General features: G+C 60.8%; 24 protein-coding genes and 1 tRNA gene. 18 read left to right on the top strand and 7 right to left on the bottom strand.

What is annotated here, in order from left to right; translation table 11 throughout:
- Window positions 1–46: 46 nt before the first annotated feature.
- From GGD53_RS02000 to GGD53_RS01975, 6 genes are all read left to right on the top strand, one after another.
- Window positions 47–637: a ubiquinol-cytochrome C chaperone family protein gene (locus GGD53_RS02000; RefSeq protein ID WP_184453074.1), complete on the top strand. Its 591-nt coding sequence runs from the start codon at window positions 47–49 to the stop codon at window positions 635–637.
- Between the two features lie 11 nt (window positions 638–648).
- Window positions 649–1203, top strand: coding sequence for a YceD family protein (locus tag GGD53_RS01995; protein ID WP_184453071.1), 555 nt, complete (start codon window positions 649–651; stop codon window positions 1201–1203).
- A gap of 99 nt (window positions 1204–1302) precedes the next feature.
- The gene (gene plsX / locus GGD53_RS01990; RefSeq protein WP_184453069.1) at window positions 1303–2349 is read left to right on the top strand and encodes a phosphate acyltransferase PlsX; all 1047 of its coding nucleotides are present in this window, start codon (window positions 1303–1305) and stop codon (window positions 2347–2349) included.
- A gap of 20 nt (window positions 2350–2369) precedes the next feature.
- Window positions 2370–3341 carry a beta-ketoacyl-ACP synthase III gene (locus tag GGD53_RS01985; protein WP_184453504.1) on the top strand — a complete coding sequence of 324 codons (972 nt, stop codon included), beginning with the start codon at window positions 2370–2372 and terminating at the stop codon, window positions 3339–3341.
- Window positions 3342–3446: 105 nt separating this feature from the next.
- Window positions 3447–3785: an integration host factor subunit alpha gene (locus tag GGD53_RS01980; RefSeq protein ID WP_184453067.1), complete on the top strand. Its 339-nt coding sequence runs from the start codon at window positions 3447–3449 to the stop codon at window positions 3783–3785.
- A 149-nt stretch (window positions 3786–3934) separates the two neighbouring features.
- Window positions 3935–4477, top strand: a complete 543-nt coding sequence (locus GGD53_RS01975) for a MerR family transcriptional regulator (RefSeq protein WP_011424865.1) — start codon at window positions 3935–3937, stop codon at window positions 4475–4477.
- Here GGD53_RS01975 and GGD53_RS01970 read toward each other — a convergent pair whose 3' ends face one another.
- Complete coding sequence (locus tag GGD53_RS01970) at window positions 4478–4825, bottom strand: response regulator (protein WP_184453065.1); 348 nt, start codon at window positions 4823–4825, stop codon at window positions 4478–4480.
- A 269-nt stretch (window positions 4826–5094) separates the two neighbouring features.
- Between GGD53_RS01970 and GGD53_RS01965 the strand changes: the two genes are divergently transcribed.
- Window positions 5095–6741: an ATP-binding protein gene (locus tag GGD53_RS01965; RefSeq protein WP_184453062.1), complete on the top strand. Its 1647-nt coding sequence runs from the start codon at window positions 5095–5097 to the stop codon at window positions 6739–6741.
- A 36-nt stretch (window positions 6742–6777) separates the two neighbouring features.
- On the opposite strand, the gene GGD53_RS01960 is transcribed toward GGD53_RS01965, so the two are convergent.
- Window positions 6778–7092, bottom strand: a complete 315-nt coding sequence (locus tag GGD53_RS01960) for a DUF1236 domain-containing protein (RefSeq protein WP_184453060.1) — start codon at window positions 7090–7092, stop codon at window positions 6778–6780.
- 321 nt (window positions 7093–7413) lie between these two features.
- On the opposite strand from GGD53_RS01960, the gene bcsN reads away from it, so the two are divergent.
- From bcsN to GGD53_RS01930, 6 genes are all read left to right on the top strand, one after another.
- On the top strand, window positions 7414–8394 hold the full coding sequence (bcsN, locus tag GGD53_RS01955; protein WP_184453502.1) for a cellulose biosynthesis protein BcsN: 981 nt from the start codon (window positions 7414–7416) through the stop codon (window positions 8392–8394).
- Between the two features lie 53 nt (window positions 8395–8447).
- Complete coding sequence (gene bcsA / locus GGD53_RS01950) at window positions 8448–10640, top strand: UDP-forming cellulose synthase catalytic subunit (protein WP_184453058.1); 2193 nt, start codon at window positions 8448–8450, stop codon at window positions 10638–10640.
- Window positions 10637–13069: a cellulose biosynthesis cyclic di-GMP-binding regulatory protein BcsB gene (locus tag GGD53_RS01945; protein WP_184453056.1), complete on the top strand. Its 2433-nt coding sequence runs from the start codon at window positions 10637–10639 to the stop codon at window positions 13067–13069. The genes bcsA and GGD53_RS01945 overlap by 4 nt, the downstream gene beginning before the upstream one ends.
- A complete protein-coding gene (locus GGD53_RS01940; protein ID WP_184453054.1) occupies window positions 13066–14112 on the top strand; it encodes a glycosyl hydrolase family 8 in 1047 nt (348 codons plus the stop codon). Before GGD53_RS01945 ends, GGD53_RS01940 begins: the two co-directional genes overlap by 4 nt.
- Window positions 14109–16469, top strand: a complete 2361-nt coding sequence (locus GGD53_RS01935) for a cellulose synthase (protein ID WP_184453052.1) — start codon at window positions 14109–14111, stop codon at window positions 16467–16469. Before GGD53_RS01940 ends, GGD53_RS01935 begins: the two co-directional genes overlap by 4 nt.
- Before the next feature lie 76 nt (window positions 16470–16545).
- Window positions 16546–17214, top strand: a complete 669-nt coding sequence (locus GGD53_RS01930) for an HAD-IA family hydrolase (protein ID WP_184453500.1) — start codon at window positions 16546–16548, stop codon at window positions 17212–17214.
- A 71-nt stretch (window positions 17215–17285) separates the two neighbouring features.
- Here the strand turns inward: GGD53_RS01930 and GGD53_RS01925 are convergent, their stop codons facing one another.
- Window positions 17286–17666 (bottom strand): hypothetical protein, encoded by a 381-nt coding sequence (locus tag GGD53_RS01925; RefSeq protein WP_064801724.1) that lies wholly within the window; start codon window positions 17664–17666, stop codon window positions 17286–17288.
- Between the two features lie 526 nt (window positions 17667–18192).
- On the opposite strand from GGD53_RS01925, the gene GGD53_RS01920 reads away from it, so the two are divergent.
- Window positions 18193–18269 (top strand) — tRNA-Pro (locus GGD53_RS01920).
- Between the two features lie 81 nt (window positions 18270–18350).
- Here the strand turns inward: GGD53_RS01920 and GGD53_RS01915 are convergent.
- A complete protein-coding gene (locus GGD53_RS01915; protein ID WP_064801727.1) occupies window positions 18351–18983 on the bottom strand; it encodes a class I SAM-dependent methyltransferase in 633 nt (210 codons plus the stop codon).
- 536 nt (window positions 18984–19519) lie between these two features.
- On the opposite strand from GGD53_RS01915, the gene GGD53_RS01910 reads away from it, so the two are divergent.
- Window positions 19520–19741: a hypothetical protein gene (locus GGD53_RS01910; protein ID WP_184453050.1), complete on the top strand. Its 222-nt coding sequence runs from the start codon at window positions 19520–19522 to the stop codon at window positions 19739–19741.
- Window positions 19742–19989: 248 nt separating this feature from the next.
- Window positions 19990–20202: a hypothetical protein gene (locus GGD53_RS01905; protein WP_184453048.1), complete on the top strand. Its 213-nt coding sequence runs from the start codon at window positions 19990–19992 to the stop codon at window positions 20200–20202.
- Window positions 20203–20256: 54 nt separating this feature from the next.
- Here GGD53_RS01905 and GGD53_RS01900 read toward each other — a convergent pair whose 3' ends face one another.
- Window positions 20257–20550, bottom strand: a complete 294-nt coding sequence (locus GGD53_RS01900; protein ID WP_184453046.1) for a helix-turn-helix domain-containing protein — start codon at window positions 20548–20550, stop codon at window positions 20257–20259.
- Window positions 20551–20620: 70 nt separating this feature from the next.
- Window positions 20621–21802, bottom strand: coding sequence for an ROK family transcriptional regulator (locus GGD53_RS01895; RefSeq protein WP_184453044.1), 1182 nt, complete (start codon window positions 21800–21802; stop codon window positions 20621–20623).
- A 359-nt stretch (window positions 21803–22161) separates the two neighbouring features.
- Here GGD53_RS01895 and GGD53_RS01890 point away from each other — a divergent pair, with 359 nt between their 5' ends.
- The gene (locus GGD53_RS01890; RefSeq protein WP_184453042.1) at window positions 22162–23919 is read left to right on the top strand and encodes a glycogen debranching protein; all 1758 of its coding nucleotides are present in this window, start codon (window positions 22162–22164) and stop codon (window positions 23917–23919) included.
- A 32-nt stretch (window positions 23920–23951) separates the two neighbouring features.
- On the opposite strand, the gene GGD53_RS01885 is transcribed toward GGD53_RS01890, so the two are convergent.
- Window positions 23952–24554, bottom strand: coding sequence for a GNAT family N-acetyltransferase (locus tag GGD53_RS01885; RefSeq protein WP_184453497.1), 603 nt, complete (start codon window positions 24552–24554; stop codon window positions 23952–23954).
- A gap of 169 nt (window positions 24555–24723) precedes the next feature.
- Here GGD53_RS01885 and GGD53_RS01880 point away from each other — a divergent pair, with 169 nt between their 5' ends.
- Window positions 24724–26070, top strand: coding sequence for an extracellular solute-binding protein (locus GGD53_RS01880; protein ID WP_184453040.1), 1347 nt, complete (start codon window positions 24724–24726; stop codon window positions 26068–26070).
- Window positions 26071–26107 lie beyond the last annotated feature (37 nt).

The following is a 26107-nucleotide window of genomic DNA, read 5'->3' as shown; positions in this document are numbered from 1 at the left end:
CGGCATTGCAATTCGCGCCTGCTTCGGTAAACCAGCTTTCGAAATCATGCAACAAGGCCGGACGCCAGCCGGCGTGAAGAATGAGGCATTTCCGGAAAAAACAATGATCTTCGGGCTCTTCCGCAAGAAAAACAACAATCAGGTGATCGTCGACAGGCAATATGCGGCGCTGACCGCAGCCGCGCGCATGCCCGATCTCTATGAGCGGCTCAATGTACCGGATACGGTCATGGGCCGCTTCGAAATGCTGTCGATCGTGATGATTCTGTTTTTTCGCCGCACGCGCGCCTCGGCCGTCAGCGGCCAGGAGATTGCCCAGGAGATCGTCGATGCCTTCTTTCAGGACATCGACTATTCGATCCGCGAGCTCGGCATCGGCGACAACAGCGTGCCGAAACGCATGAAGAAGCTCGCCGGCATGTTCTACGGCCGGCTCGAAACCTATTCGAAGGCGATGGACGCCGGTGATGCCGAAGCGCTGGCTCTTGCATTAGCGCGCAATATCTACCCGGAAACCGAGACACCGGCCGATATGTCCGGCCTGTGCAGCTGGATGATGGCCGCAGAATCTCATCTGTCCGCCGTTCCGGAAGATCTGATCGCCAGCGGTTCGGCAACGCTGCCGCCGGTCGCCTGAATGAGGAAACGATGAAGAACGATCGGGACGATGTTCCCTTCTCCTATCACGTCAAGGTCGGCCACATCTCGGCCAATCCCGTCGAGGTTCATATCGAGGCCGATGCCAGCGAGTTGAAGGCGCTTGCCGAGGCCTGGAGCGTCGTCTCCGTCGACGATCTCAGCGCCGATCTGCAGATCGCCCGCTGGAAGCGCGACGGCGTGCGTGTCAAGGGCCGCGTACAGGCGAAGATCGTCCAGTCCTGCGTCGTGACGCTGGAACCGGTCGAAGCCGTGATCGACGAAAGTTTCGAGCAGATCTTCGTGCCTGAGGGTTCCAAGCTTGCCCGCCAGCCCGGCAACGACGCTGGCGAGATGCTGCTCGATCCCGATGGTCCCGATCTGCCCGAGACCTTTGTCGGCGACACGATCGATGCCGGCGAGGTGGTTACCGAATTCGCCGCGCTCGCGATCGATCCCTATCCCCGCAAGGAGGGTGTCGAGTTCAAGGGCCATATCGAGGATAGCGGCGAAAACGACAAAAAGCCCTCCGCTTTCGCGGTCCTCAAGGACTGGAAAAAGGACTGAAGCACCTCTGGCATTTGACATAATTCAGTTGTATGCGACGCCAAAACCGGTATTTTGGCCGAAATTTCGCCCCTCGGCGAAAAGAAGGATCAGGGACGCGTGATCAGAATATCTCTCGACCTCATGGGTGGCGACTTTGGTCCCCAGGTTGTCATCCCCGGCGCCGCCAAGGCGCTGGACCGGCATCCGGATATTTCCTTCGTTTTCTACGGTCTTAAGGAACAGTGCGATCCCTTTCTCGCCAAGTTCCCGAAACTCAAGGAAAAATCGGTCTTTCACGACTGTGAGCTTGCTGTCAGCATGGAAGAGAAGCCGAGCCAGGCGCTGCGCCGCGGCCGCTATGTCTCCACCATGTGGCGCTCGATCGAGGCGGTGAAGACGGGCGATGCCGATGTCGCCGTCTCGGCCGGCAACACCGGCGCGCTGATGGCGATGGCGAAATTCTGTCTTCGCACGATGGCCAACATCGAGCGCCCGGCGATCGCGGCGATCTGGCCGACGATGAAGGGCGAGAGCATCGTGCTCGATGTCGGTGCGACGATCGGCGCCGATGCACAGCAACTGATGGATTTTGCGCTGATGGGCGGCGCCATGGCGCGCGCGCTTTTCGAGATAGAACGCCCGACGATCGGCCTTCTGAACGTTGGTGTCGAAGAGGTGAAAGGCCAGGAAGAGGTCAAGGAGGCCGGCCGGCTGTTGCGTGAGGCGAATATCGATTCGCTCGAATATTCCGGTTTCGTCGAGGGTAACGACCTCGGCAAGGGCACGGTCGACGTCGTCGTCACCGAAGGCTTCTCCGGCAATATCGCGCTCAAGACCGCTGAAGGCACCGCCAAGCAGATCGCCGAATATCTGCGTGCCGCCATGTCGCGCACACTGCTCGCCCGGATCGGCTATCTATTCGCCAAGAGCGCCTTCGATATGCTCCGTGAGAAGCTCGACCCGAGCAAGGTCAATGGCGGCGTGTTTCTCGGGCTGAACGGCATCGTCATCAAGAGCCATGGCGGGGCCAATGCCGAAGGCATCGCTGCTGCCATTGAGGTCGGCTACGACATGGCTAAGAACGGCCTCAATCAGAAAATAGAAAACGATCTTAAGAAATATCATGCCAAGCGGCTGCCTCCCATAGGCCCGGAAGCGGCATGAGCTATGGGGTTCAATCGAACATGATCCGTTCAGTGGTTCGCGGATTCGGAGCCGCACTTCCGAAGCGCGTGATGACCAATCGTGATATGGAGGCCATCGTCGATACGTCGGACGAATGGATCGTCCAGCGCACCGGCATCCGCCAGCGTTACGTGGCCGGCGACGACGAGACGACGGCCTCGCTCGGCGAAGCCGCCGCGCGTGCGGCGCTTGCCAATGGCGGCCTGACGCCCGCCGATATCGATCTTATCATCTGTGCCACCTCGACGCCGGACAACACCTTTCCGGCAACCTCGGTCAACATCCAGAACCGTCTCGGCATGAGCCACGGTTTTGCCTTCGACGTCCAGGCCGTCTGCACCGGCTTCGTCTATGCGGTCACGACCGCCGACGCCTATATTCGCGGCGGCCTTGCAAAGCGCGTTCTCGTCATCGGTGCCGAGACTTTTTCGCGCATTCTCGACTGGAACGACCGCACCACCTGTGTGCTTTTCGGCGATGGCGCCGGCGCGATCGTGCTCGAGGCGGCAGAAGGTGAGGGCACGTCTGCCGATCGCGGCGTGCTGACCGCGCATCTGCGCTCCGACGGTTCGCACAAGGACAAGCTTTATGTCGATGGCGGACCGTCGACGACGGGCAGCGTCGGCAAGCTGCGAATGGAAGGCCGCGAAGTCTTCAAATATGCTGTAGGCATGATCACCGACGTCATTCAGGCCGCTTTCGATTCGACCGGAACAACTGCCGAAGACCTCGACTGGCTGGTGCCGCACCAGGCCAATCGACGCATCATTGACGGTTCGGCGAAGAAGCTGAACATCGATGCGGGCAAGGTCGTCGTCACCGTCGACCTGCATGGCAATACCTCGGCCGCCTCGATCCCGCTCGCGCTTGCGACAGCCGCCGGCGACGGCCGCATTAAGAAGGGCGACCTCGTGATGCTCGAAGCGATGGGTGGCGGCTTCACCTGGGGCGCTGTTTTGCTGCGCTGGTAAGCGCGAATCCTAAAAAACTGGCGGCGAACAAGAGCTTGACCGTGAGGCGCAAGACAAATACTCTTCGTTCGCTTTCAAAAAATATTTTGTAATGGGCGGGGAACCATGACCGGAAAAACAGTGACGCGAGCAGACCTGGCGGAATCCGTTTTCCGCAAGGTTGGTCTTTCCCGGACCGAATCCGCTGAACTTGTGGAAACTGTCATCGACGAAATCTGCAACGCCATTGTGCGTGGTGAAACCGTCAAGCTTTCCTCCTTCGCCACCTTCCAGGTTCGCGATAAGAACGAGCGGATCGGCCGCAATCCGAAGACCGGCGAGGAGGTTCCGATCTCTCCGCGCCGGGTGATGACCTTCAAGGCTTCGAACGTGCTGAAGACGCGCATCCTTAAGGCGCATGTCTCCCGCAAGATCAAGCTGAAGCCGCAGAATCCGGCTCTCTGAGATCGGACTTCCTCCTCTCGGAGCGGTGTTTTTTCTCGCTCTGGCCGATCCCCTGTGCGCAACGTCGAGACATGACTTGAATTGTCGACGCCAAACCTTTGAAATATGGTGAGTCGCCGTTGGATTGAGCCTGCGAGGTTGCGTAGCATATGACGTTGGACAAGAGCCCCGATGCCTTTCGCACCATCAGCGAAGTCGCAGACGATCTTGATCTGCCGCAGCATGTGCTGCGCTTTTGGGAGACACGGTTTCCCCAGATAAAGCCGATGAAGCGCGGCGGCGGCCGTCGTTACTATCGGCCCGAGGACGTCGACCTCCTCAAGGGCATCCGGCATTTGCTCTATGATCACGGCTATACGATCAAGGGCGTGCAGAAGCTTCTGAAGACCAACGGCAACAAGTTCGTCATCTCGGTCGGCCACGGCGATCTCGCCAGTGTCGAGGCGCTTGCCTCGGGTGCGCAGGAGGCGGGCGCCGGGGAACCACGTGTCGGCATGGCCGAGGAGGACCAGATTGTCGGCCGGGCCAAGCCGCCGATCACCCGCCGGTTCTTCAATTTCGTCGCCGGCGACGACGAGCAGCCGGAAGTCTCGATCGGCAAATCGAGCGTCGGCAAGGAAGACAGGGCGCTGCTCCAGGAGGCGCTCTACGACCTTCTGGAATGCAAGCGTCTGCTCGATCAGGTTCGCTGATTACGTTCCGCAAAGCTGCTTCATCGCCTGTTCGAGCTCGCTGAGCTGGAACGGCTTTCGCAGCACCGGGAGCGCGCTGGGGCTGCTGCCTTCCGGGGCGCTGCCATATCCCGTTGCGTAGAGATAGGGCTTGCCGCGTTCGTCAAGCAGCTTTGCGACCGGCAGCGAGCTCCGGCCTGCGAGGGAAACATCGAGGATTGCAGCATCGAATTCTGCGTCCCTGGCCGTTGCGAGCGCCCGTTCCAGATCCGGCGCGCTCGCACAAACCCGATAGCCAAGATCGCTCAGCATGTCCTCGAGCAACATGGCGATCAGCGCATCGTCCTCGACGATGAATATGTCTTTCATGATCCCGTCCCCCATTCCCCTGCCGGGCACGAAGATTTATGTGGACCGCTCGCGAAGCTCGTCAAGACGCCACGCGCAGTGGTGGAAAACTTGTCGCACAAAACAGTGCAGCCGTTTTGAGACGCCGATGTGTGTAAACATAAAAATCCAAGGTGCGGCAAGCGAATCTGAAAGATCGCGTCGCGCTTTGGAAACAGCATATTGCCCGGCGAAATTCGATGTGCAAAACCTGGGATGCCGTTTCCGCGACGGCCGAGAAGGGGTGTAGAATGGATTTGTTGAGTGCCACGGATTGGCTGCGTCACAGGCCGGGCTATACCTATCCGCTGGCCGTTGCCTTCGTCGGTCTGACCTTTCTTCTAAGACTTGCCGCCAGTGATTATCTCTCCGGGTTTCCTTTCCTGAGCTTCCTTCCGGCGATCTTGCTTGCAAGTTTCATCGGCGGCGCCGGGCCGGGCTTCGTAGCGGCCATGCTCGCCGGTTTCCTCGTCCAGCAGTTTTTCGTCGAGCCGCACGATGCCTTCTGGCCGGTGAGCGCCGGTCAATGGATCGGCCTTGCGACCTTTCTCATCAATGCCGTGATCATCATCGGACTGATGGAGACGATTATTGTCGCCCAGGGCAGGCAGAGTCGACTCCGCAGCGAACTCAACAGCTTCAACGCGCGCCTTGAGGAAACGGTGGTGCAGCGCACTGCCGAACTCAGGCATGAGATGGAAGAGAACGCCGCCGCCCAGGCGCAGGTGCGCCAGTTGCAGAAGATGGAGACGATCGGTCAGCTCACTGGCGGCGTCGCCCATGATTTCAACAATATGTTGGCGATCATCATCGGCAATCTCGATCTCGCCCAGCGGCGGATGACCGGACACGAGGATCCGCGCCTGCTGAACTCCCTTCAGAACGCCAGAGACGGCGCCCAGCGAGCCGCGGTATTGACCGCACGTCTTCTCGCCTTCTCACGTCAGCAGCCGCTGGCCCCGGAGGTGATCGACGTCAACAAGCTGGTCGGCGGCATGTCGGAGTTGCTACGGCGCACGCTCGGCGAACATATCCGAATCGAGACCGTACTTGCCGGTGGCCTCTGGCCGACTTTCGCCGATCTCAGCCAACTCGAAAACGCCATGCTGAACCTTGCCGTCAATGCGCGCGACGCCATGCCCGGCGGCGGTCATCTGACGATCGAGACCGCCAATACCGAGCTTGACGAGCGATATTCGCGCATGCATTCGGAGGTCGAGGCGGGCCAGTATGTAATGATCAGCATCACTGACACCGGCATCGGCATGTCGGCCGATGTAATCGACCGAGCCTTCGACCCGTTTTACACCACCAAAGGACCCGGCAAGGGAACCGGTCTCGGGCTGAGCCAAGTCTACGGCTACATCAAACAGAGCGGCGGCCACATCAAGATCTATTCGGAGATCGACCGGGGAACGACGGTGAAGATCTATCTGCCGCGTCATGTCGGCAAGGCGGATGCTCGCTTGGCCGCCGTCGGCGCCCAGCCGATTCCTCAGGGAAGCGTTAACGATACTATCCTGGTGGTGGAGGACGATGAACATGTCCGCACCATGACCGCCGAAAGCCTCCACGAACTCGGTTACAGCGTGTTGCAGGCGGCAAGCGGCGTGGAGGCGCTTCTCCTTTTGGAGGAGAACCCCGACGTCGATCTGATCTTCACCGACATTGTGATGCCGCAGATGAGCGGACGTCAGCTTGCTGATGCCGTTCAAGAAAAATGGCCGGCGATCCGAATTCTTTACACCACGGGTTACACGCGCAACGCCATCGTACACAATGGCGTGCTCGACCACGGCGTCTCGCTGCTCGCCAAGCCATTCAGCCTGGAGCAACTCGCCCACAAGATCCGTGAACTCTTGAACGTGCCGGTGAGCGCGGCAGATGAGGGGACGTGAAGTCGTGCAGGACTATGCGTCTCCAGCCCCAATCCCTTATTCGAGAACCTGGATCACGCGGTGCGTCTTCGGCTCGACGATCACGCGCCGCTCGTTGACGACGGTGTAGGCATAGCCGTCGACATTGGGCACGGTATGGACTTCAATTGTATCCGGCAGCGTCGCGCCGACCGTGATTTCGCCGTCATAGACGACGGATGGCGTGTTTTGCTCCATGACATAGGTGCGCACCTCGCCGGGCAGGACGACGGAACCAGTTGGTGCGGGATCGGTGACAACCACCGTGCTCTGTGCAAAGGCGGCCGAGCAGATGGTCAGCATGGCGACCGTAGCCAGCGTGATCTTGCGCATGGGATGTTCTCCTTTTTGAACTCTGAACATCAAGGCAACGCCGGCCATACCGCATAGTTCCGCTGCTACCGCCTTGATGTCGTGGCAGAGGTCGGCGCGCCGATTGTTTGTTGCTAAACCGGTTTATGCACCATACGGTTGATCTGTCCGAATCACGTTCAACGCGAGTCGTCTGGTGGCACCAGGGTCGGGCTCTTTACTCTTCGTTAACCATGTCGGCGATTTATGTCAGGTGAACGGCCGGGTGGCCGTTGATTCGACGGTCCGTCGCGTTTCGGTCTGCGAATGGATATCTGGAAAGACGATTACGGCGGCTCGCGCATGCGCTTAGGGAAGACGATATCGCTGCTGGCGGTGGCGGGTCTGATGGCCGGCTGCACGTCAACAGGCGGTGTGCGACAGCCTTCCGGACCGGAGACCGTGGCGCCTGAAAAGGCGCTGGTCCTGCCGCCGCCGGGCGGGCCGTCGATTGTCAACGTCGTCGAGCGCAAGCGCGGCAATGGCGTCGAGCAGACGATCTCGCTGTTCACCTCATCTTCCGTACCCGGCCAGAATTTTCTGAAAGCCGAGTTCTTCGGCGCTTCCGGGGCCAATCCGGGAATGGGCAATGCCAGCTTCAGCATGATCAACGAGAGCGGCATTGCTCGCGAGGTGGCCCGTTCGGCTCCCGGCGTGCCGATGGCGACATCGGCGACCTTCCTGCAGAACGCCTATGGCCCCTTCGGCTATGCTTCCGGCCGCAGCCGCGTCGGCGATACCTGCATCTATGCCTGGCAGCAGATCCGCTCGAGCGCGGCCGCCAATACCCAGGCCCGCAATTTCGGCATGATCCAGCTGCGCCTGCGCCTGTGCGATGCCCGCGCCACCGAGCGCCAGCTGCTCGGCATCGTCTACGGCTATACCATCACCGGCACCTTCGACGGCCCGACCTGGAATCCGTACGGTAACCCGCCCCCAGCCAGCGCGGCGCTCGGTCGTACCGGTGAACCGATCTATCCCGATGAGAGCGGATATCGCGCCAGCCCGATGCCGATCGGCTATGAGCCGGCGCCTGCCGTAGTCCGCCTGCCGCGGACAGCTCCGGTTCGCAGCGCCCCAAGCCAGCAACCGGCGCAGGACGCCGCACCCTTGCCGACGCCGATCGGCCCGCGAGTGCCGCTGCCGAGCGAGGCGCCACAGACGAGTGCTGCGCCGGATCCGGCCGCCGCGCCGCTGGAACAATCGGCAAGAGCGATCGGCGTCACGGTGCCCTCGCCGGACTGCATAGGCGACGCGGCTATGAGGGCCGTCTGCCGGAGATAGAGTATGCCCCGGGGTAACAGACGGTGCCCCGGCGCAATTTCGAAGGAACGTCGATGCGCAAAGCCCGCAGTGTCTTCATATGGGCCGTTGTTTCGCTCTGCATGATCGTGCTGATCACTCTGCCGGTTAATCTGCAGACCCAGCTCATCACCAGCATTGCGGTCGTCACGGTGATGGCGCTCATTAAGATTCTGAAGGGCGAGGGGACATGGCGCCTGGTGGCGCTTGCCTTCGGAACGTCGATCGTGCTGCGCTACGTCTATTGGCGCACCACCAACACCCTGCCGCCGCTGAACCAGCCTGAGAATTTCATTCCCGGCTTGCTGCTCTATCTTGCCGAAATGTACAGCGTCGCGATGCTGGCGCTCAGCCTTTTCATCGTCGCGACACCGCTTCCGTCGCGCCCATCGCGAGCCGCCAATCCCGGGCGTTTGCCCCATGTCGATGTGTTCGTGCCTTCCTATAACGAGGATGCCGGCCTTCTCGGAAACACGCTGGCTGCCGCCAAGGCGATGGACTATCCGGCCGACAAGCTGCATGTCTGGCTGCTCGACGACGGCGGCACCCTGCAGAAGCGCAATTCCGGCAAGTTGCTTGAGGCTCAGGCGGCGGCGGCCCGCCATGTCGAGCTGAAGCAGCTCTGCCAGGATCTCGACGTCACTTATCTCACGCGCGACCGCAACGAGCATGCCAAGGCCGGCAATCTCAACAACGGCATGAAACATTCGACCGGCGAACTCATCGCCGTCTTCGACGCGGACCACGCGCCGGCTCGCGATTTCCTGCTCGAGACAGTCGGCTACTTCGAAGACGACCCGAAGCTCTTTCTCGTCCAGACCCCGCATTTCTTCATTAATCCTGATCCGCTCGAACGCAATCTGCGCACTTTCGAAAAAATGCCGAGCGAGAATGAGATGTTCTACGGCATCATCCAGCGCGGCCTCGATAAATGGAATGCCGCCTTTTTCTGCGGCTCGGCTGCAGTCTTGAGCCGCAAGGCGCTCGAATCCCAGAACGGCTTTTCCGGTATCAGCATTACCGAGGATTGCGAGACGGCGCTGGCTCTCCATGGCAGCGGCTGGAACAGCCTCTATGTCGACAAGCCGCTGATCGCCGGGCTGCAACCGGCCACCTTCGCAAGCTTCATCGGCCAGCGCAGCCGCTGGGCGCAGGGCATGATGCAGATCCTGCGCTTCCGCTTCCCGCTTCTGAAGCGCGGCCTGTCGATCCCGCAGCGCCTGTGCTACATGTCATCCACGCTTTTCTGGCTCTTCCCGTTCCCACGTACGATCTTCCTGTTTGCGCCGCTCTTCTACCTGTTCTTCGACCTGGAAATCTTCACGGCCTCCGGCGGCGAATTCCTTGCTTATACGCTTGCCTATATGCTCGTGAATTTGATGATGCAGAACTACCTCTACGGATCCTTCCGCTGGCCCTGGATTTCCGAACTTTACGAATATGTCCAGACCGTGCATCTGCTGCCGGCCGTCGTCTCGGTCATGCTCAATCCGCGGAAGCCGACCTTCAAGGTTACCGCCAAGGATGAATCGATCGCCGTCAGCCGCCTGTCTGAGATCAGCCGTCCCTTCTTCGTGATCTTTGCGGTGCAGATCATTGCGCTCGTCATCACCTTCTACAGGATTTATGCCGAGCCCTATAAGGCCGACGTCACGCTTGTCGTCGGCGGGTGGAACATCATCAACCTGATCATGGCCGGCTGCGCGCTCGGCGTCGTGTCGGAACGTGGCGAGCGCGCTTTGTCCCGCCGCGTCCGCGTCAACCGGCGCTGCGAGTTTTGCGCCAACGGCAAGTGGTATGCGGCCTCGATTGAGGATGTCTCCGTCCACGGCGCAAGGCTGCATATCTTCAACAAGCATCTCGATGAGTTGCTCGTCGGCGCCCCCGGCGAGATGCGCTTCCGGCCCTATAGCGGCGCAGATCTGGAAACCCTGCCGCTGATCGTCCGCAACATCGAGCCATCAGGCGATATCAGCAATGTCGGCTGCCAATACGTGCCGAAAAGCGCGCTTGATCATCGCCTGATCGCCGATCTGATGTTTGCCAATTCCGATCAGTGGACCCAGTTCCAGGAATCGCGCCGCCGCAATCCGGGCCTCATCCGCGGCACCATCTGGTTTCTTGGCCTGTCGCTCTATCAGACCAGCCGCGGCCTGGTTTACCTCTTCCGCAGCATGCGGCCGGAGCGGGAGGCGCAGCAGCGGGCGGCAAAGGTCAATGCCGGATGAGAAAGATCGTCGCCGCCGCGCTTCTCCTGTTGCATGCCCCCGCTGTCACCCAGGCGCAGACGGCGCCATTCGACATGTCCGGCGAGCGGCCGCCCGACGCGTCCACCGCCCCGAGATTGACGCCGCCCGTTCCGCCCGCAGCGACGGCGCCGGTACCTGTCATGCCACCCATTTCCGTAACGCCCGCGCCCGCTCCTGCGCCGATCACTGTTGTGCCGCAGCCGGCAGCGCCGGCGCCTCAGTCTGGCGCGGCGGCGAATGCCGCTTCGCAGCCGCGCCACCGCGATAGCAGGCGTTATCTCGTGCCATTTTCGAAATTCAGTCTCAGCGGCGAATATGACCGCCGGTCATGGTCTGTCTATCTGACTCCCGAGCAGGCGGCCGCCAAGGCAAGTTTCACCTTCGCCTATCAGAATTCGATCGTCGTCGCGCCGGAAGCCTCCGCGCTGACCGTCTATCTCAACAATCGTCCGATCGGTCAGCAGCGGGTCAGCTCGGCGGACGGCTCATCCGCCGTCACTTTCGAAGTTCCCCCCGGCCTGTTGCAGCCGGGCGCCAATCTTGTGACCTTCCAGGCAGAGCAGCGCCATCGCACCGACTGCAGCATCCAGTCCACCTATGAATTATGGTCGAATATCGATCCGGCCGGAACCTATCTGAGCTTTGCCGGCGGGAATGCCGCGGAGCTTTCGAGTGCCGACGCGATCCGCGCCATCGGCGTCGATGGCGCCGGCAGCACGGAGTTCGATATCGTCGTCCCGGCGCTGGAGCAGCCGGGGACGACCAAGCCGTTGTTGCGGCTGGCACAGGGTCTGTCGGTGCTGAGCAGCATGCCGAACCAGATATTCGCCTTCAGCACCGCCTCGCTTCCGGCCGCCGGTCCTGGCAAGCTCGGTGTGCTCGTCGGGACCGCCGCGGAACTGCGGCCGTTCTTTCCCGACCTGCCGCCCGGGGCCGAAAGCGCACCGCTCGCGGCTTTCGTGACCGACCCGCGCAACGGCTCGCCGCTGCTTCTGATCAGCGGCCCCTCCTGGCAAGCCGTCTCCTCGGCGATCGATACGATCGTTTCGCCGACTGACAGGTCCGCGGATGTCCGCCGCGATGCGCTGACCACCGAGCGCTGGAGCGCGCCGAATGCGCCGCTGGTCTTTTCCGACACCAGCATTGCCCTCTCGCAACTCGGCGTGAAGACCACGGAATTTTCCGGCCGGCGGTTCCGCACCAGCTTCAATGTCGCCGTGCCGGCCGATTTTTATGCCAACGCCTATGGCGAGGCGAAGGTGCTGCTCGATGCCGCCTATACCGATAACGTGCTGCCCGGCAGCCATATCGATATTTACGTCAACGACAACATCGCCTCCACCGTGCCGCTTACTTCGACCACCGGCGGCATTCTCCGTCATCTGCCGATCCGCGTGACGATGCGCCACTTCAAACCCGGCCTCAATACGATTGGGATCGAGACGATCCTGATGACGAAGGACGATGCCGCTTGCGCTCCAGGTGCTACCGCCGGCGCCAATCCCCGATTTGCCCTGTTCGATACCTCCGAAGTGCACATTCCGGATTTTGCCCGCGTCGGGCAGCGTCCGAACCTGGCCGCCATTTCCGGCACGGCCTATCCCTATGGCCGGGCGACGGAACCGACGCCGCTGTTCATCGATCGCGTCGATGCCGATACGCTTTCGGCCGCGGCTACGCTGCTCGGTCAGATGGCGGTGATGGCCGGCCATCCGATCGCCGTCGAAACCGTGGCGTCACCGAATACAATCGGCGATCGGGACGCCATCTTCATCGGCTCGATTTCGCAGATGCCGGCAACCGCGCTGACGCAAGCCAACATCTCGACGGCGAGCCAAGCCTCGTGGCGTCCGGTGGCCGACACGCAGCCAGGCGTCGTCGATACCGGCACGGCCTTCGAGGAGTGGAATTCCAAGGTGAGCGGCGGTATCTTGCGCAGCCGCATCACTGCCTTCCGTGAATGGCTGGGGCGCAATTTCGACATCACCCGCAGTTCGCTGCAGTTCATCCCCGGGGCCGAGACGGTCTTCACCCCCTCCAACGCCGACACGCTCGTGGTTGCGCAAGGCTCCAGCCCCCTGGGAGAGGGTTCGTGGACCGTGGTGGCGGCACCCTCGGCAAAGGATCTGCGCGAAGGGCTCGAAGTGCTGACCGGTCAGTTGAACTGGCCGCAGATATCAGGCCATATCACCACCTATTCGAGCAAGACGGGCAAGATCGATGCGGTGCCCGTCACCCGCTTCGATTTCGTCCCATCCACGCCGTGGTCGATCGCCAATTACCGCTTGATCGCCGCCAATTGGTTGTCGACGAATATCCTCTCCTATGCTTCGCTGCTCGTCGTCTTCGTGCTGCTGATCGGCGTCGCTACCTCGCGCATGCTCAAAACGCTGGGCCGGTCCAAATGAGGTGGTGGCGCGTGCTTCTGCTTGCGGCGACGGCTGCATTCGCCCCTGCAAGCCCGTCCGCCGCCGCGCAGCCGGCGATGATCAATGCCGATGCGTGGTCCGCCTACAAGGCGAAATTTCTCGATGCGACCGGCCGGATCATCGATAACGGCAACGGCAATATCAGCCATAGCGAAGGGCAGGGCTATGGCATGCTGCTCGCTTATCTCTCGGCGAGCCCCGCGGATTTCGAGCAGATCTGGTATTTTACCCGCACCGAGCTGCTGTTGCGCGACGATGGCTTGGCCGTCTGGAAATGGGATCCCAACGTCAAGCCGCACGTGTCCGACACCAATAATGCCACGGATGGCGACATACTGATCGCCTATGCCCTGGCGCTTGCCGGCACCGCATGGAAGCGCAACGACTATATCCTCGCCGCCTCCCGCATGGCGCAGGCGCTGCTTGCGAAAGCCGTCGTCCGCTCGGCGGGCCGGACGCTGCTGATGCCGGGCAGCGAAGGTTTTGGCGCTGCCGATCGTGACGACGGCCCTGTCGTCAATCCTTCCTATTGGATTTACGAGGCAATGCCCGTCATGGCAGCGCTTGCTCCCTCCGATGCCTGGAAAAAGCTGTCGGACGACGGCGTGGCGCTGTTGAAGACGATGCAGTTCGGTCCGCGCAAGCTTCCTGCCGAATGGGTCAGTCTCAGCGGTCCGCCTCGGCCAGCAGAGGGTTTCGACGCCGAATTTGCCTACAATGCCCTTCGCATTCCGCTTTATCTCGCGCGCGGCGGCATCACAGACAAGGCGCTGTTGAACCACCTGAAAATGGGGATGTCGCAGAATGGCATTCCGGCCACGATCGATCTGACCACCGGCCGGCCGAAGACCGTGTTGCCGGACCCGGGTTATAGAATTGTTAACGATGTTGTGGCCTGTGTAATCGACGGGACGAGGCTGCCGCTCTCGGCTCTGCAATTCGCACCCACGCTCTATTATCCGTCCACGCTTCAACTGCTGGGGCTGGCCTATATCGGGGAGAAGCATCCGGAGTGTCTGTGAAAGCTTCTCTCGTGGCGATGTCAGCGGCAGTCGTGGTGGCGACCCTCGTCACCGGATTGAAGGATCGTGCGGCCCTGCAGCAAAAGCTCAGCCTTGGCTCCGCAGACAGGCCGGCGCCGGAACTGTTGATGATGGGCCGCATCAAGCCGGACGACGCTCCCGCGGGCAATCCCGAATTCAATGCCGAGAGCGTCGCCGACCGGATCGAAGCGATCACTTCGTCGCCGCCACCGGCACGGAGCAGCGATGAGCCGAATGCCGCTGCAGAGCAGCCGGCAGCACCGCAACGCGATGCGCCTCAGACAGCTGCGGAGCCGGCCCCGCTCGCGCCGCCGACCGTTTCCGACCCGCCGGCGCCTCAAAAGGCCGCGGCGCCCGCGCCGCCTGCCGTCGATGAAAGCGCGCTTCGCTATTTTGCCAGCCGCGGCGACAAAGTCCGCCTGCAGGCCGAAATCTCCCGGCTTCAGGCGCTTTATCCGAATTGGGTTCCGCCGGCCGATCCGCTCGCCGTGCCGCAAAACGGCGACAAGCAGCTCGAGGCCATGTGGAAGCTTTATTCCGATGGCCGCTATGCCGAGTTGCGCAAAGCGATCGCTGACCGTCAGGCCACCGACGCCGGATGGCAGCCGCCGGCCGATTTGCTCGAGCGGCTTGGTGTCGCCGAGGCCCGCTCCCGCCTCATCAACGCTTCGGATCTCAAGCAATATGCGACCGTGGTCGATATCGCCGCGGCGACTCCGAGCCTGCTCACCTGCAGCGAGGTCGACGTGCTCTGGCGTGTCGCCGAGGCCTTCATCCGGACGGAGAGGGCGCAGCGCGGGCAGGATGCTTATGCCTATATCCTGAAGAACTGCACCGACGCTGCCGAACGGCAGGCGACGGTCGAAAAAGCCTCGACGCTGCTTGCCTATCAGCCGATGCAGGCGCTGCTAGCGCTGGAAAAGCCCGCTGTCGACGGCAGCAGGGAATTCGATGCAATCCGCGACGACCTTGCCCGACGCTTCGTCGCTGAAAGCAATGACGATCCGAAGCTCGCCATCGCGCCGAATTATATCGCTCACCTCGAAAAGCTCGCCGAAAGCCAGGGACTGGCCTCCGATGCGCTGCTGCTCGGCTGGCACCACCTTCGCCGCAACAATCCTGCCGTTGCCGAAAAGTGGTTTCGTGCCGCCCGCGACAGGGAGGATACGGCCGCCGCCTCGCAGGGGCTGGCGCTGGTGCTGATCGCCCGCAAGGTGCCTCAGGAAGCCGAGGACGTGATGTTCCGCTGGCGCGCCGATTCCGATGATGCGACCGCGACCTATCTTGCCGCCACCGCCAATCTGATGGCGCTGCAACCGCCGGCCGATCTGACCGAGGACGTGCTTCATCGGATCGCAGCCGAAGTCATCACCCGGAAATATGTGCCGACGGCGCAGCAGTTCGGCTGGTATGCCCGCTCCCTCAACCAGTTCCAGACCGCCGCGCGCTGGTTCGAAACCGCGCTTGCCTGGAAACCGGACGACGAACCGTCCGCCTACGGCCTTGCCGTCACGCGTGAGCAGCTGAACGACCGCAAGGGCGTCCTCGACCTCCAGCGCGGCTGGGCCGGCCGGTCGGCGCGAATCGCCAATCTTCAGGACACTTCCTTGCCGGCATCGAGCGCCGATACGCAGTCTGCAAAGGCGCCGCTCGCGCCGCAGCAGCCGGTAGAGCCGCCGCAGCGTCCGGCCGCTTCCACGGCGCCGCTTCCGGCCGAGCCGCCGACTGTGCGGCAGCCGGAACCGGAAGTCGCCATCCGCGCCGCAAGGCCGGCGATGCCTTCGGTGACTGTCGAGCGGGGTCCGCGCCAGGCGCGGGGCTGCTCGACGACCATCGACGCGGGACGACTCGGGCCGGGCGAGGCGCTGTCGCGCGGCTGGTGCCTGATGGATATCAACCGGCCGATGGAGGCGGTCTCGGCCTTCGAGACGGCGTTACAGAGCCCGATCCGCAAGATCCGCGAAGACGCAGCCTATGGTCAAAGTCTCGCCTATCTGCGCGCCGGTCTTTCCAGCAATGCCGCCGTTGCGGCAACCAAGGCGCCGCAGAGCCGCCAGCGCGCTGCCGAACTGCAGGTGGCGATCCTCGCCGATCGCGCCCTGTCGGCCTTCGACGCGGGGCGTTACCGTGAAACCCTCATCTATCTCGACCAGCGCGCCCAGGTGCAGCAGGAGCGCATCGATCTGATGGTTCTGCGCGGCTACTGCTATCTCAATCTGAAAATGTACGATGACGCGATGCGGATCTTCGAAGCCGCCGCTGCGACCGGCAGTCGCGACGCCGCACGTGGTCTGGCCGATGTTCGCAACGTCACGCATCCTGATGTCAACGACTGACGTTGACGCCGTCGCCGCTCTCGGCTACTCGCCTGCCGGAGAGGCCGCGCTGCCTCGCGCTCGCAAGGAAACACCCGTGCCCGGTCACCACGACGTCCTCGACAGATCCTATGACGCCTTCCTCTTCGATATGGACGGAACGCTGCTGAATTCCATTGCCGTCGTCGAGCGCGTCTGGAGCGAATGGGCAAGACGCCATGGTTTTGAGCCGGAGGTTTTCCTGAAAACGATCCACGGCATCCGTGCCTCCGACGTGATCCGTGGCCTCGGCTTGCCGGGTGTCGATCCGGTGCACGAGGCGGATCTGCTGCTGGCCGACGAGATGGAGGACGTCTCCGGCATCGTCGAAATTCCCGATGCCGTCCGCTTCCTCAACGCCATCCCCGACGGCAGATGGGCGATCGTCACTTCCGCGCCGATCGAACTCGCCAGGCGTCGCATGGCTGCAGCCGGTATTCCGATGCCGAAGGTGATGGTCAGCGGTCGGGAGGTCGGAGCCGGCAAGCCCAGCCCCGAGGGTTATCTGCTCGGTGCAAGCCGCCTCGGCGTCGACCCGGCAAACTGCCTGGTCTTCGAAGATGCCGTTGCCGGCATTCTTGCCGGCGAGGCCGCCGGCGCCGACGTCACCGTCATCACCGAAACCCACGCCACGCCTTTCGAAACCCCGCATTTTTCGATTGCCAACTATCGGGCGTGGCAGCCTCGCCAGACCGCCGAAGGTCGGCTGAAGGTCGTCGCAATCTGAACGTTATCGGGCGCACTGCTTCCTTCGCGAAACGCTTCATCTCCACCCATCATGCCGAGCACGGCGCCATCCTATTTCTCAGCGCGGTTGAGGAGAATGCGCATTTCGTCGAAGCGGCGCTTGCGGTCACCGTCATCGGCGTTCGGTGAATAGCACGTGCTCGACACGCAGAAGCGCGCCAGGTTGTGCGGCTTGTCGGCCTTGTCGAACTCGCATTCGAATATGTCGGTCATTTCGGCCGGCGCGGTTCCCTGCCGCGTCGAATACGACATGCGGACACCCGGCGGCTTCAACTCGGGAAAGGATTGCACGGTGCCGATAGCGAGCTGATCGGTCATGAAGAAGCTCTTTGCCACGGATTTGCAGGTATCCTCGAGCTCAGGCGACTGCGCCATCGCATCAGCGGGTAGGGCGAACGCGGCAAAGGCAAATAATATGATCGGCTTACGCACTGCGGCTTCCTCCACTGTCTCTGTCGATTGAGGTAGAGCGGTGAGACCAAAAGCAAATGGTAGTCTGCCTGCGGTGAATCCAACAACCCAGCCATGTCCGCTTGTGGTGACAGCGGACTTCAGTCTCTGTTTCGCGATTGCGTTCCAACATCAAGTGTCTGTTGGCGATCAGGATATTGGGAGAGGCAGAAGCGCAAAGATGGCGGTAGTCAAAGCCATCGCTGATGAAAAGAAAGCTGCAATCGCCAAAGGTCGGGCGCAGATTTGCAAATGAGAACGCTTCTACTGCAGACGACGAGACTCCGGTCATTGAAGGCTGAGCACGCCTTGCGATTCAAATCGAAAGGATGGTCAACCGAATTCGCTCTCGGAATGCATCGGAAACAGCGCGTGGGACTTTCGTGGGACTGTTTGCGCCGATCTGTGCTTTTCGACGCCTTCCGTTCTATTTTTATTCCACGACCATCATTTTCCCCTTGCGCTATGAGGGCCGATTTCATAAAGCAATCAAGCCGTTTCGGCAGGTCGGGGCGTAGCGCAGCCCGGTAGCGCACTTGACTGGGGGTCAAGGGGTCGCTGGTTCGAGTCCAGTCGCCCCGACCATTTATCCCCTTGAAATCCCAGTCAGAACATCACGTTAACGGTGAATGCAGCGCGTGCGTGGCTTCGGTAGAGAACGGGTCGTCAGTGCGGTTTCTGCGCGATTGCAATCATCGATTTTGCCAGAAGCGGAATTCTCCCGACATATTCGAAGTCGACGTCTTCGAAACCTGTGTCGAGCAGCAGCGTGCTCAGTGTCCCCGGAGACCAGAATTTGATGTGGCCGTGATCTTTGAGCGGCATGAAATGGTCATCCATCTTTCCGCTTACCGCCAAAGCCAGATTTTTCCAGTAACCGTGAAAAGGCGTCGACACGACCGCGATGCCCCCCGGTTTCACCAGATCGTACATGGTCGCCGAGAAAGCCTTCGGGTCGTAAACATGCTCCACGACCTCTATGCTGATCACCGCATCGAAGGTCCCGTAGCGGCTGGAAAGATCGTCGTAGCCGGAACCGATTTCCAGCGGAAGATCGGGATGGACCGCTTTCGCTTTCGCAATACCGTCCTCCGACGGATCGACGCCGACGACGTCGTAGCCTTTCTCCACAAGCACCGAGGCAGCGCCGCCGGTGCCGCAGCCGAGATCAAAGACCGCCGTTTCGTTTGCCTCGTGGAAACTGTTTTCAAGAACGTCGACAACGGCCGGCAGGATATAGGAATGAGCGGTCGTCGGCTTGGCGTGAACGTAGGTAGTAGCGTCCAGTTCGATAGACATTTTACCTCCTGAAAAAATTGAACGCGCCGAGGCAATGGTACGGCGGACTTTGACGGCAGTGTGGTGCCGTTATGGTAATAAGGTGATCACGCCGGTAGGCATTCGCCGCTTCCTCCGATGCCCAACGGCCGAACCGCTTTAAGCTCCTCTTCACCACGACGCGATTGATGGTCATGCTCGCGCCGGGAATACCTCGAAGCTGATTGACAGGGTGGCGCGAAGATGCTGAAAACGGCCGGGCTTCGGGTCTATGCCATTGGGCAGAGAAATTGTCAGTGTATCGATTTTGACCATTTGAAGTAAATCATCCAATGAAATACTCCCTTAACGGGAGTAATTGAAAAATAATTCTTCTAGATATTTTTGAGAATCCATCAATAGTACGGACTGATGTTTGATTATTTTGTTAAGGTTATACAGAATTTTACGCTGAATAGTCTGGTTTTAAATTTCAGAGAACCTTTTTGGTGCTTCGCATTTTTGCGAATATGTGTAGATTAGGATTGTTCCTCTCAGAGATGGCCTGGTGCGAGCGCATGGCGGATATGAACCAGAACCTAACTTGCAGGCAGGCCCTTGCCGATGCTTTCCAAGCTCTGTCGGACGAGGCGGTCAAGGCCGGCTGGCCAGAGGGCGACGTTGCCCTCGCGCTTGCCGAACTTGCCGAGGAACGAGTGATCGAGCTGACCGCCACGGTGATCATGGAAGGCTTCATCGATCCGCCGTTCATCGCCGCTGGCGGCCGCCGCAACGGCTGAAGCATGTTGCGGTAACGCCAGATCAGGATGAACCCGAACGGCGGATCTGAAAGATCGCAACACGCCGGAGCCGGTTCGGATCCCTGCTGCAAAATGCGCCAGACGTGCGGAAGGAAATTTTGTTCCGCAGGAGTTTGCGCAGTTGCTAAAGTTCGGACCCTCACGCATAATAACTTCATTGCCGGTTGCGGAGGGCGGCCGGCGATGCAAGCGTGTAGGCGTTTGCCCTCGGAGGGAAGTGCGGCGTGATGTTACGGTCATCAATTCATCCGCATGATTTACCGCTCTTTTCGGAAGATCTCGATCTGCTTTCGCAAGTGCTCGACAAGGTCTGCAACGAACGCGGCCTGGTCAGAACGACGCCGGAGGCCGAGAGGATCGGTGCGGTTATCATTCAGCTTTACAGACAGGGCGTGAGAGACGGCGGCAAACTCGCCGACCTTGCCAAGACCTATCTCTGACACGCGGTTCCCGCAATATAGGATGGGACCGCGAAACCTGACAGACGGATCTGGTCAGTCGTCATTGGCGGCATTGAGATTTTCCGGCCGGATGCCGTCATCGGTTGATATGCGTGCCCGCAACCGGATGCCGGGGCCGCCTTCATCTTGATTGCCGCTCGAAAGGAAGATAATGCCATGCGCCTCGAGCGTGCTGCGCACGTCGAACAGCGCATGCGGCTCACCCTCAAATTCGCCCTTTTCCAACGCCGTCACGGTCTCGACCGGCAGGCCGCTTGCGGCGGCGAGCTCTTCGATGCTCATTCCGATCATGGCGCGCGCGCCGCGTATCTGCGTTGCTGTGATCATGGTGCAAAATCTAGCGCATTTGCCGCGCTTCGCAAGTGGCGCAGCGGCTGATTGCGAGCTGCTGCGATCTTCAAGCGTCCTGCAATTTTACACCGAACAGATCGTCATGCATGCGCTCGACGGCGATACCCATGCCTCCCATGAGAGCGGCGCGGTTGCCGAAGCGGCTGATCTCGATGCGCGGCGGGTAGGGGGTGCAACGCGGCAGAAAAGCGCGGATGGCATTTACGAGCTCCGGCCTTGCACCGATACTGCCGCCGGTGATCACCAGTTCCGGGTCGAGAGTTGCTCCGATGGCGGCAATAGCGATCGCCACCAGCCTCGCCGTCTCTTCGATTGCGGCGATGGCGCTCGTTTCGCCTGCATTGAACGCAGCGAAGAGGTCGGCCACGGTAGAGGCGTTGCGCCCGCCGAAACCGGTATAGCGCCGCAGCATGGCGACGCTGCCGACCGCGCTCTCGAAGGTTCCCAGCGTAAAACCGCCTGGATCAAAAGCATCGCCGCCGAGTGGAAGATAGGCAATTTCGCCGGCTGCGCCGCGCGCGCCGCGCAACAGCGCGCCATTGGCGATAATGCCCATGCCGACGCCCGTCCCAAGAGCCACGAAAGCAAAATTGCCGACCTCGACGCCGTGTCCCCGCCATCTCTCTCCTTGCGCGGCGAGGTTGACGTCATTTTCGATGATCACCGGTATGCCCATCTTGTCGCTGAACGCTTGCCGCAGATCCATTGCGTCGACGCCGGGAATGTTCGGCGCGACGTTGATATGTCCAGTAGCCGGATCGAGGACGCCGGGACTGCCGAGAACGACGAGGCGCAGCTTGTCGGCAGTCGTGCCCGCCGCAAGCGCGAGTTGAGTGATCAGGTCGCTGAACTGGCTAACGAGATGCGGTCCGCCGCGTGGGTCGGTGGGTACGTTGGTTTCCGCAACGACGTTACCCAACAGATCGCAGATAGCCGCAGCGATCTTGGTGCCTCCGAGATCGATGGAGACCGCGAGGCCCGCGCTTGCGTTGATTTCATAGATGATCGCATTCCGGCCGGGGCGACCATCGGTCTGCCCGACAGGTTTCAGCCACCCATCATCCTCAAGATCGCGCACGACATCGGAAATCGTCTGTTTCGACAAGCCGGTCAGCTTGGCAATATCGGCGCGAGAGATCTTCCCCTTGGCTAACACGGTCCGGATCACCGTGTTGGTCGAGATTTTTCTGGCGATGGGAGTCTGTACGATAGACGACGTCGTTGCCATCCGGCTGCTCGTTCCAATTAGTTCGAGGTGTATCCCTAATGTAAGGTCGGTCCGATTCTCAACCACGGCGAAATGATGGGTTTAGTCCTCAACCCTCATCTCCATAGTCGAGTTCAGTACACGGAAGCTGACAATTTGTCTACGTCCTTGACAAAAGAGGAGCCGCCTGTAGGCTGGGATCAACGCGTAATCAAATGCGCGATTGAAAGAGGGTCGAGGACAAGTATGCACCGTACATATTGTCTGGGTCGGCGCGCACGCGCCAAGATCGCCCGAAGAGGAATCGGCTCAGGCTGGTTCGGCTGTCTCTCCGTTTCGCATTCTGCGGGTTCCTCAACGCGGCTGTCGGGGACCTGTCTATGATAAAGCCTTCGACCGACGGGCAGCTTTCAGCCGACGCCAGTGTCTTGCTGCCTATAATGGCGCCACGCCTTCAGGCGGATGTTCATCCGGACGGATATGCCGATCTTGCCCTTTGGGGTGCCGGCAGCCTGGGGCGTGTGCGGTTTTCTCCGATCACCGGCCCCTATATCTACGCTCCGAACCGGCTCGTCTCGAAACAGGGCGGCGTTTTTGTCGCGCAGTCGCTGCCGGTGATGCTGATCAGTGGAGTGAGCCTGCAGGGCGTCTATCCAGCGCGCCGTTGCGCCTGGTGGCACGAGCCGGATGGGCGAGACGCGAAAGCGAAGGTGTCCCGCAGCGCTGATCGGCAGATTTTCGAAATGGGCTGGGGCGCCCTTATCGTGGAGGCTCGAGATTCCGATCTGCGGATTGCCGGCGGCGCCTCGAGAGACGAAGCCGAGAGAGCGCTCGATCTCACCAGTGAAGCCATTATCACCGAAGCCGCGGAATATGTGGCGCGTTGCGATGTGATGCCTGAGGCCGACCCGCTGATGCGCAGCATGGTCAGCCAGGGCATACATGCGGCCCTTTCCAGCATAAGGCGCGACGAAAATGGCGCCTTCGCCGGCCTTGCCGCCGGGCAGGCCTATAGCGCTCCGGCGCGGACCTATTACCGCGACGGCTATTGGACGATGCAGCCTCTTCTGACGCTTGCTCCGGAGGCGGTGCGCGACGAGATCCGGCTGCTCGCCAAGGGAATCCAGCCCGACGGAGAGGCCCCGAGCGGCGTTATTCTGACGGGACCGGCGCAATCAGATGCCTGGCAGCGCTTCGTCGCCGACTGCAAGGCCAATCCCAAAAACCACAAAAGAGCGGTTCCGGAGTACCATAACCGTCCGCAGGATTGGTGGAGCGACCACTTCGACAGTCCGCTTTTCTTCATTCTGTTTCTGGATGACTATTTCGGCGTTACGAAAGACGCGGCCGAAGTGCAGCTTCATTGGCCGACAGTGAGGGCGATCATGGATCGCTATATCAGTCTGGCCGGTCCCGACAGCGTTCTGCCGCTGAAGCCGCGCAACGACCGAGATTGGGCCGACAATGTCTTCCGTGACGGCCTTGTCTCCTACGATCTCGGCCTCTTCGTCGGCGCGATGGATGCGGTGGCGAGACTGGGCGAGGGGCACGATCCGAGCCTTGCCGGACATGCGCGCAAGACCGCAATACTTGCTCGCCGGGAAATCGAAGCCAAGCTCTTCGTGCCGGCAACGGGAGGATATCTCGACTACGGAACGCCTGGCTCTTTTGTCGAGGATCATGTGGCTCTCGACAGTCTGACCTTATCGCGATTTAGTGCTATTTCAGAGGAGAGGGCTGTCGGCCTCCTGAGAGCGTTTGAAACCAGGCTGGAAACGCGTCACAATCAGGAGCAGCCCTATGGCAGTTGGGGTGTGATGTGCGCCTATCCGCCATTCAAGCGGCAAAGCGATTTGCGATCCAAGACCGCCTTTCCCTACCGCTACCATAACGGCTCGGACTGGCCTTATTGGGACGGCGCCTATGCCGAAGAACGCCTGCGTCTCGGACTTGGAGGCGCCCGCTACGCGCTGACACGCTGGTGGGAAACCTGCCTCGACAATGGCTGGATCGGTGCGGTGGAATATTTCTCGCCGCCTTACGGGCGCGGGTCGCTGCTTCAGGGCTGGAGCGCCATGCCGGCGGCGGTGGTTCTGAAATATGGGCTGGACGCCGCAAATGCGGAGCCGATGTCATGAACTCTACGGCGTCGTCGGCTCTAGCCGAATCCCTAGTCGATCCGCATTGCGAAGGCGACGCCGCCATCCCGTTCGAATTCCGAAAAGCCGAGGTGGCGGTAGAAGCCTCTGGCGCGTTCGTTGTTCGGATCGACGCCGAGATGTACGGCTCCGACCCCATGATTCCTAAACGCCTGAAGCTCGGTGCTGATCATCCTGCGTCCCCAGCCGGCTGCCTGACGCCCGGGAAGAATATTGATGTGGAGATGCGCGGGGTACTGGTCTTGAAGCCACGCCGTTCCGCTGCGGGGATTGTGAATTCGCTCGATCACGTCGGCGTCGCGAGGACGGGCGGGCGTCAGGCCCGCGATCTCCCGGCGCACGAACGGCCACCAGTTTGCCTGCAAGTCTCTGTCGAACGCGCTGGTATCCGGCGTGCCGACGACATAGCCGACCGGGCGGTCGTCCTGAACAAGAACAAAGGCGAAGTCTTTGGCGAATTTGAGATAGGGTACCGACCAGATGTAGCCCGGCAGATGCGGGTCGCTGTAAAGCGCGCTCGCATCGTGTCCGCCATTCGCGGTTTTCAGGCAGATGTCGAAAAGGGCGTCGATATCCGCATCAATCGCCGGACGGATGAAGCAATTGGTGTCCATCACGTTGCCACCTCCTGCGTGGCGCTTTGTCATTTCAGGCCGCGAGAAAGGCTGATGCATTGACGATTACCTCAGATTCGCCAGCCCGGCAAAGCTCTGAGGGAAGAAAACGTTCGGCCGGTGCGTGGCGCCCGGCCTGAACGGGGAGTGGAGAATAAACCGAATAAAGGTGGAACAGAGGAGAAGTAGCGTGAAATCGATCAACATTCTGTCGGCAAGCCAATGGAAAGCAGCTGTCGCGCTGACCGGCGCGGCGCTTGTAAGCTTCAGCCTTTCGGCGGCGGCGCGCGCTGACGATCTGGCTGTATGGGACGACCAGACCTATGAAGGTCAGAGTGCGGTCATCGAGCAATTGAACAAGGACTTCGAGGCTGCGCATCCCGGCGTTACGATCAAACGTACCGCCCGCACCTTCGATGACATGAAGTTGACGCTGAAGCTTGCGGTTTCGGCAGGGAACGGCCCGGTCGTCACGAAAGTCAACCAGGGCGCCGGCGACATGGGCGCAATGGTCAAGGAAGGGCTGCTCCTGCCGGTTGACGACTACATCAAGAAATACAGCTGGGATAAGCGGCAGTCTGATTCCGTGCTGGCGCGAGATCGCTGGGATGGGCCAAAGTTTGGCGTCGGTAAGACCTACGGCATATCAGGCCTCGCCGAGATCGTTGGCCTCTACTACAACAAGAAGATCCTCGACGATGCCGGCATAGCGCTGCCGAAGACCTTCGAGGAACTCCTGGCCGATCTCGACAAGCTGAAGGAAAAGGGCGTTGCGCCCTTCATGATGGGCAGCGCAAAGCAGCATCTCGCCCTCCACATGATTGGCGCCATCGATCAAGCCCATATCGACGCAAGCAATCGCGCCGAGCTTGATGATCTGATCTACGGCAGGGGCGGCTCCTGGAACACCAAGGGCAACATCGAATCCGCAAAACTGGTGCAGAAGTGGGCGCAGGGCGGCTATTTCTATCCGGGTTTCGAGGGCATTTCGGGTGACGACGCCGTCCAGCTCTTCATATCGGGGCAGGGCGCCTTCCTGATCTCGGGAACATGGTATTTCGGTGATATGCAGCACAACCAGGATATCGGCTTCATGGCCATTCCTGCCCCGAAAGGCAGCACCAAGCCGCTGAGCGTCGGAGGCGTGGATCTTGCCTGGGCAATAACAAGCCTTGCCAAAGACCAGAAAACGCAGGACCTGGCCGGTGAATATATCGACTACATGGTCTCGGAAAAAGCTGCCGAAGCCTGGGCAAATGCCAGCTATCTTCCGGCAACGTCGCTTGCGGCGGATGCGAAGCCAAAGCTCACGCCGCTGCTGAGTTCCGGCATCGAGATGTGGAAGACGCTCAACGCCAACGACGCTCTCGGCCACTATCCCGATTGGTCGAGCCCGACGATGCTGAAGACAATCGACGATAACACGCCGCTTCTCCTGTCCGGCAAGATCACGCCTGAAGCCTTTGTCGACGCTATGGACAAGGATTATCAGGCTTACCTGAAGGGTCAAAAATAAATGGCGCGGACGCAGGCCGCGACCGTTCGCGGCCTGC

The sequence above is a fragment of the Rhizobium aethiopicum genome, assembly GCF_014197535.1.
In the GTDB taxonomy this organism is placed as follows: domain Bacteria; phylum Pseudomonadota; class Alphaproteobacteria; order Rhizobiales; family Rhizobiaceae; genus Rhizobium; species Rhizobium aethiopicum_A.
The sequence above is the reverse complement of the archived record's forward strand: the minus strand, read 5'-3'. Positions and strand labels throughout refer to the sequence as shown.

What these genes read in the sequence shown, in the direction of transcription:
- GGD53_RS02000 (WP_184453074.1), top strand. Translation starts at nt 47, where the DNA reads ATGCAACAAGGCCGGACGCCAGCCGGCGTGAAGAATGAGGCATTTCCG.
- GGD53_RS01995 (WP_184453071.1), top strand. Translation starts at nt 649, where the DNA reads ATGAAGAACGATCGGGACGATGTTCCCTTCTCCTATCACGTCAAGGTC.
- GGD53_RS01985 (WP_184453504.1), top strand. Translation starts at nt 2,370, where the DNA reads ATGATCCGTTCAGTGGTTCGCGGATTCGGAGCCGCACTTCCGAAGCGC.
- GGD53_RS01980 (WP_184453067.1), top strand. Translation starts at nt 3,447, where the DNA reads ATGACCGGAAAAACAGTGACGCGAGCAGACCTGGCGGAATCCGTTTTC.
- GGD53_RS01975 (WP_011424865.1), top strand. Translation starts at nt 3,935, where the DNA reads ATGACGTTGGACAAGAGCCCCGATGCCTTTCGCACCATCAGCGAAGTC.
- GGD53_RS01970 (WP_184453065.1), bottom strand. Translation starts at nt 4,825, where the DNA reads ATGAAAGACATATTCATCGTCGAGGACGATGCGCTGATCGCCATGTTG.
- GGD53_RS01965 (WP_184453062.1), top strand. Translation starts at nt 5,095, where the DNA reads ATGGATTTGTTGAGTGCCACGGATTGGCTGCGTCACAGGCCGGGCTAT.
- GGD53_RS01960 (WP_184453060.1), bottom strand. Translation starts at nt 7,092, where the DNA reads ATGCGCAAGATCACGCTGGCTACGGTCGCCATGCTGACCATCTGCTCG.
- bcsN (WP_184453502.1), top strand. Translation starts at nt 7,414, where the DNA reads ATGCGCTTAGGGAAGACGATATCGCTGCTGGCGGTGGCGGGTCTGATG.
- bcsA (WP_184453058.1), top strand. Translation starts at nt 8,448, where the DNA reads ATGCGCAAAGCCCGCAGTGTCTTCATATGGGCCGTTGTTTCGCTCTGC.
- GGD53_RS01945 (WP_184453056.1), top strand. Translation starts at nt 10,637, where the DNA reads ATGAGAAAGATCGTCGCCGCCGCGCTTCTCCTGTTGCATGCCCCCGCT.
- GGD53_RS01940 (WP_184453054.1), top strand. Translation starts at nt 13,066, where the DNA reads ATGAGGTGGTGGCGCGTGCTTCTGCTTGCGGCGACGGCTGCATTCGCC.
- GGD53_RS01915 (WP_064801727.1), bottom strand. Translation starts at nt 18,983, where the DNA reads ATGTCTATCGAACTGGACGCTACTACCTACGTTCACGCCAAGCCGACG.
- GGD53_RS01910 (WP_184453050.1), top strand. Translation starts at nt 19,520, where the DNA reads ATGGCGGATATGAACCAGAACCTAACTTGCAGGCAGGCCCTTGCCGAT.
- GGD53_RS01905 (WP_184453048.1), top strand. Translation starts at nt 19,990, where the DNA reads ATGTTACGGTCATCAATTCATCCGCATGATTTACCGCTCTTTTCGGAA.
- GGD53_RS01900 (WP_184453046.1), bottom strand. Translation starts at nt 20,550, where the DNA reads ATGATCACAGCAACGCAGATACGCGGCGCGCGCGCCATGATCGGAATG.
- GGD53_RS01895 (WP_184453044.1), bottom strand. Translation starts at nt 21,802, where the DNA reads ATGGCAACGACGTCGTCTATCGTACAGACTCCCATCGCCAGAAAAATC.
- GGD53_RS01890 (WP_184453042.1), top strand. Translation starts at nt 22,162, where the DNA reads ATGATAAAGCCTTCGACCGACGGGCAGCTTTCAGCCGACGCCAGTGTC.
- GGD53_RS01885 (WP_184453497.1), bottom strand. Translation starts at nt 24,554, where the DNA reads ATGGACACCAATTGCTTCATCCGTCCGGCGATTGATGCGGATATCGAC.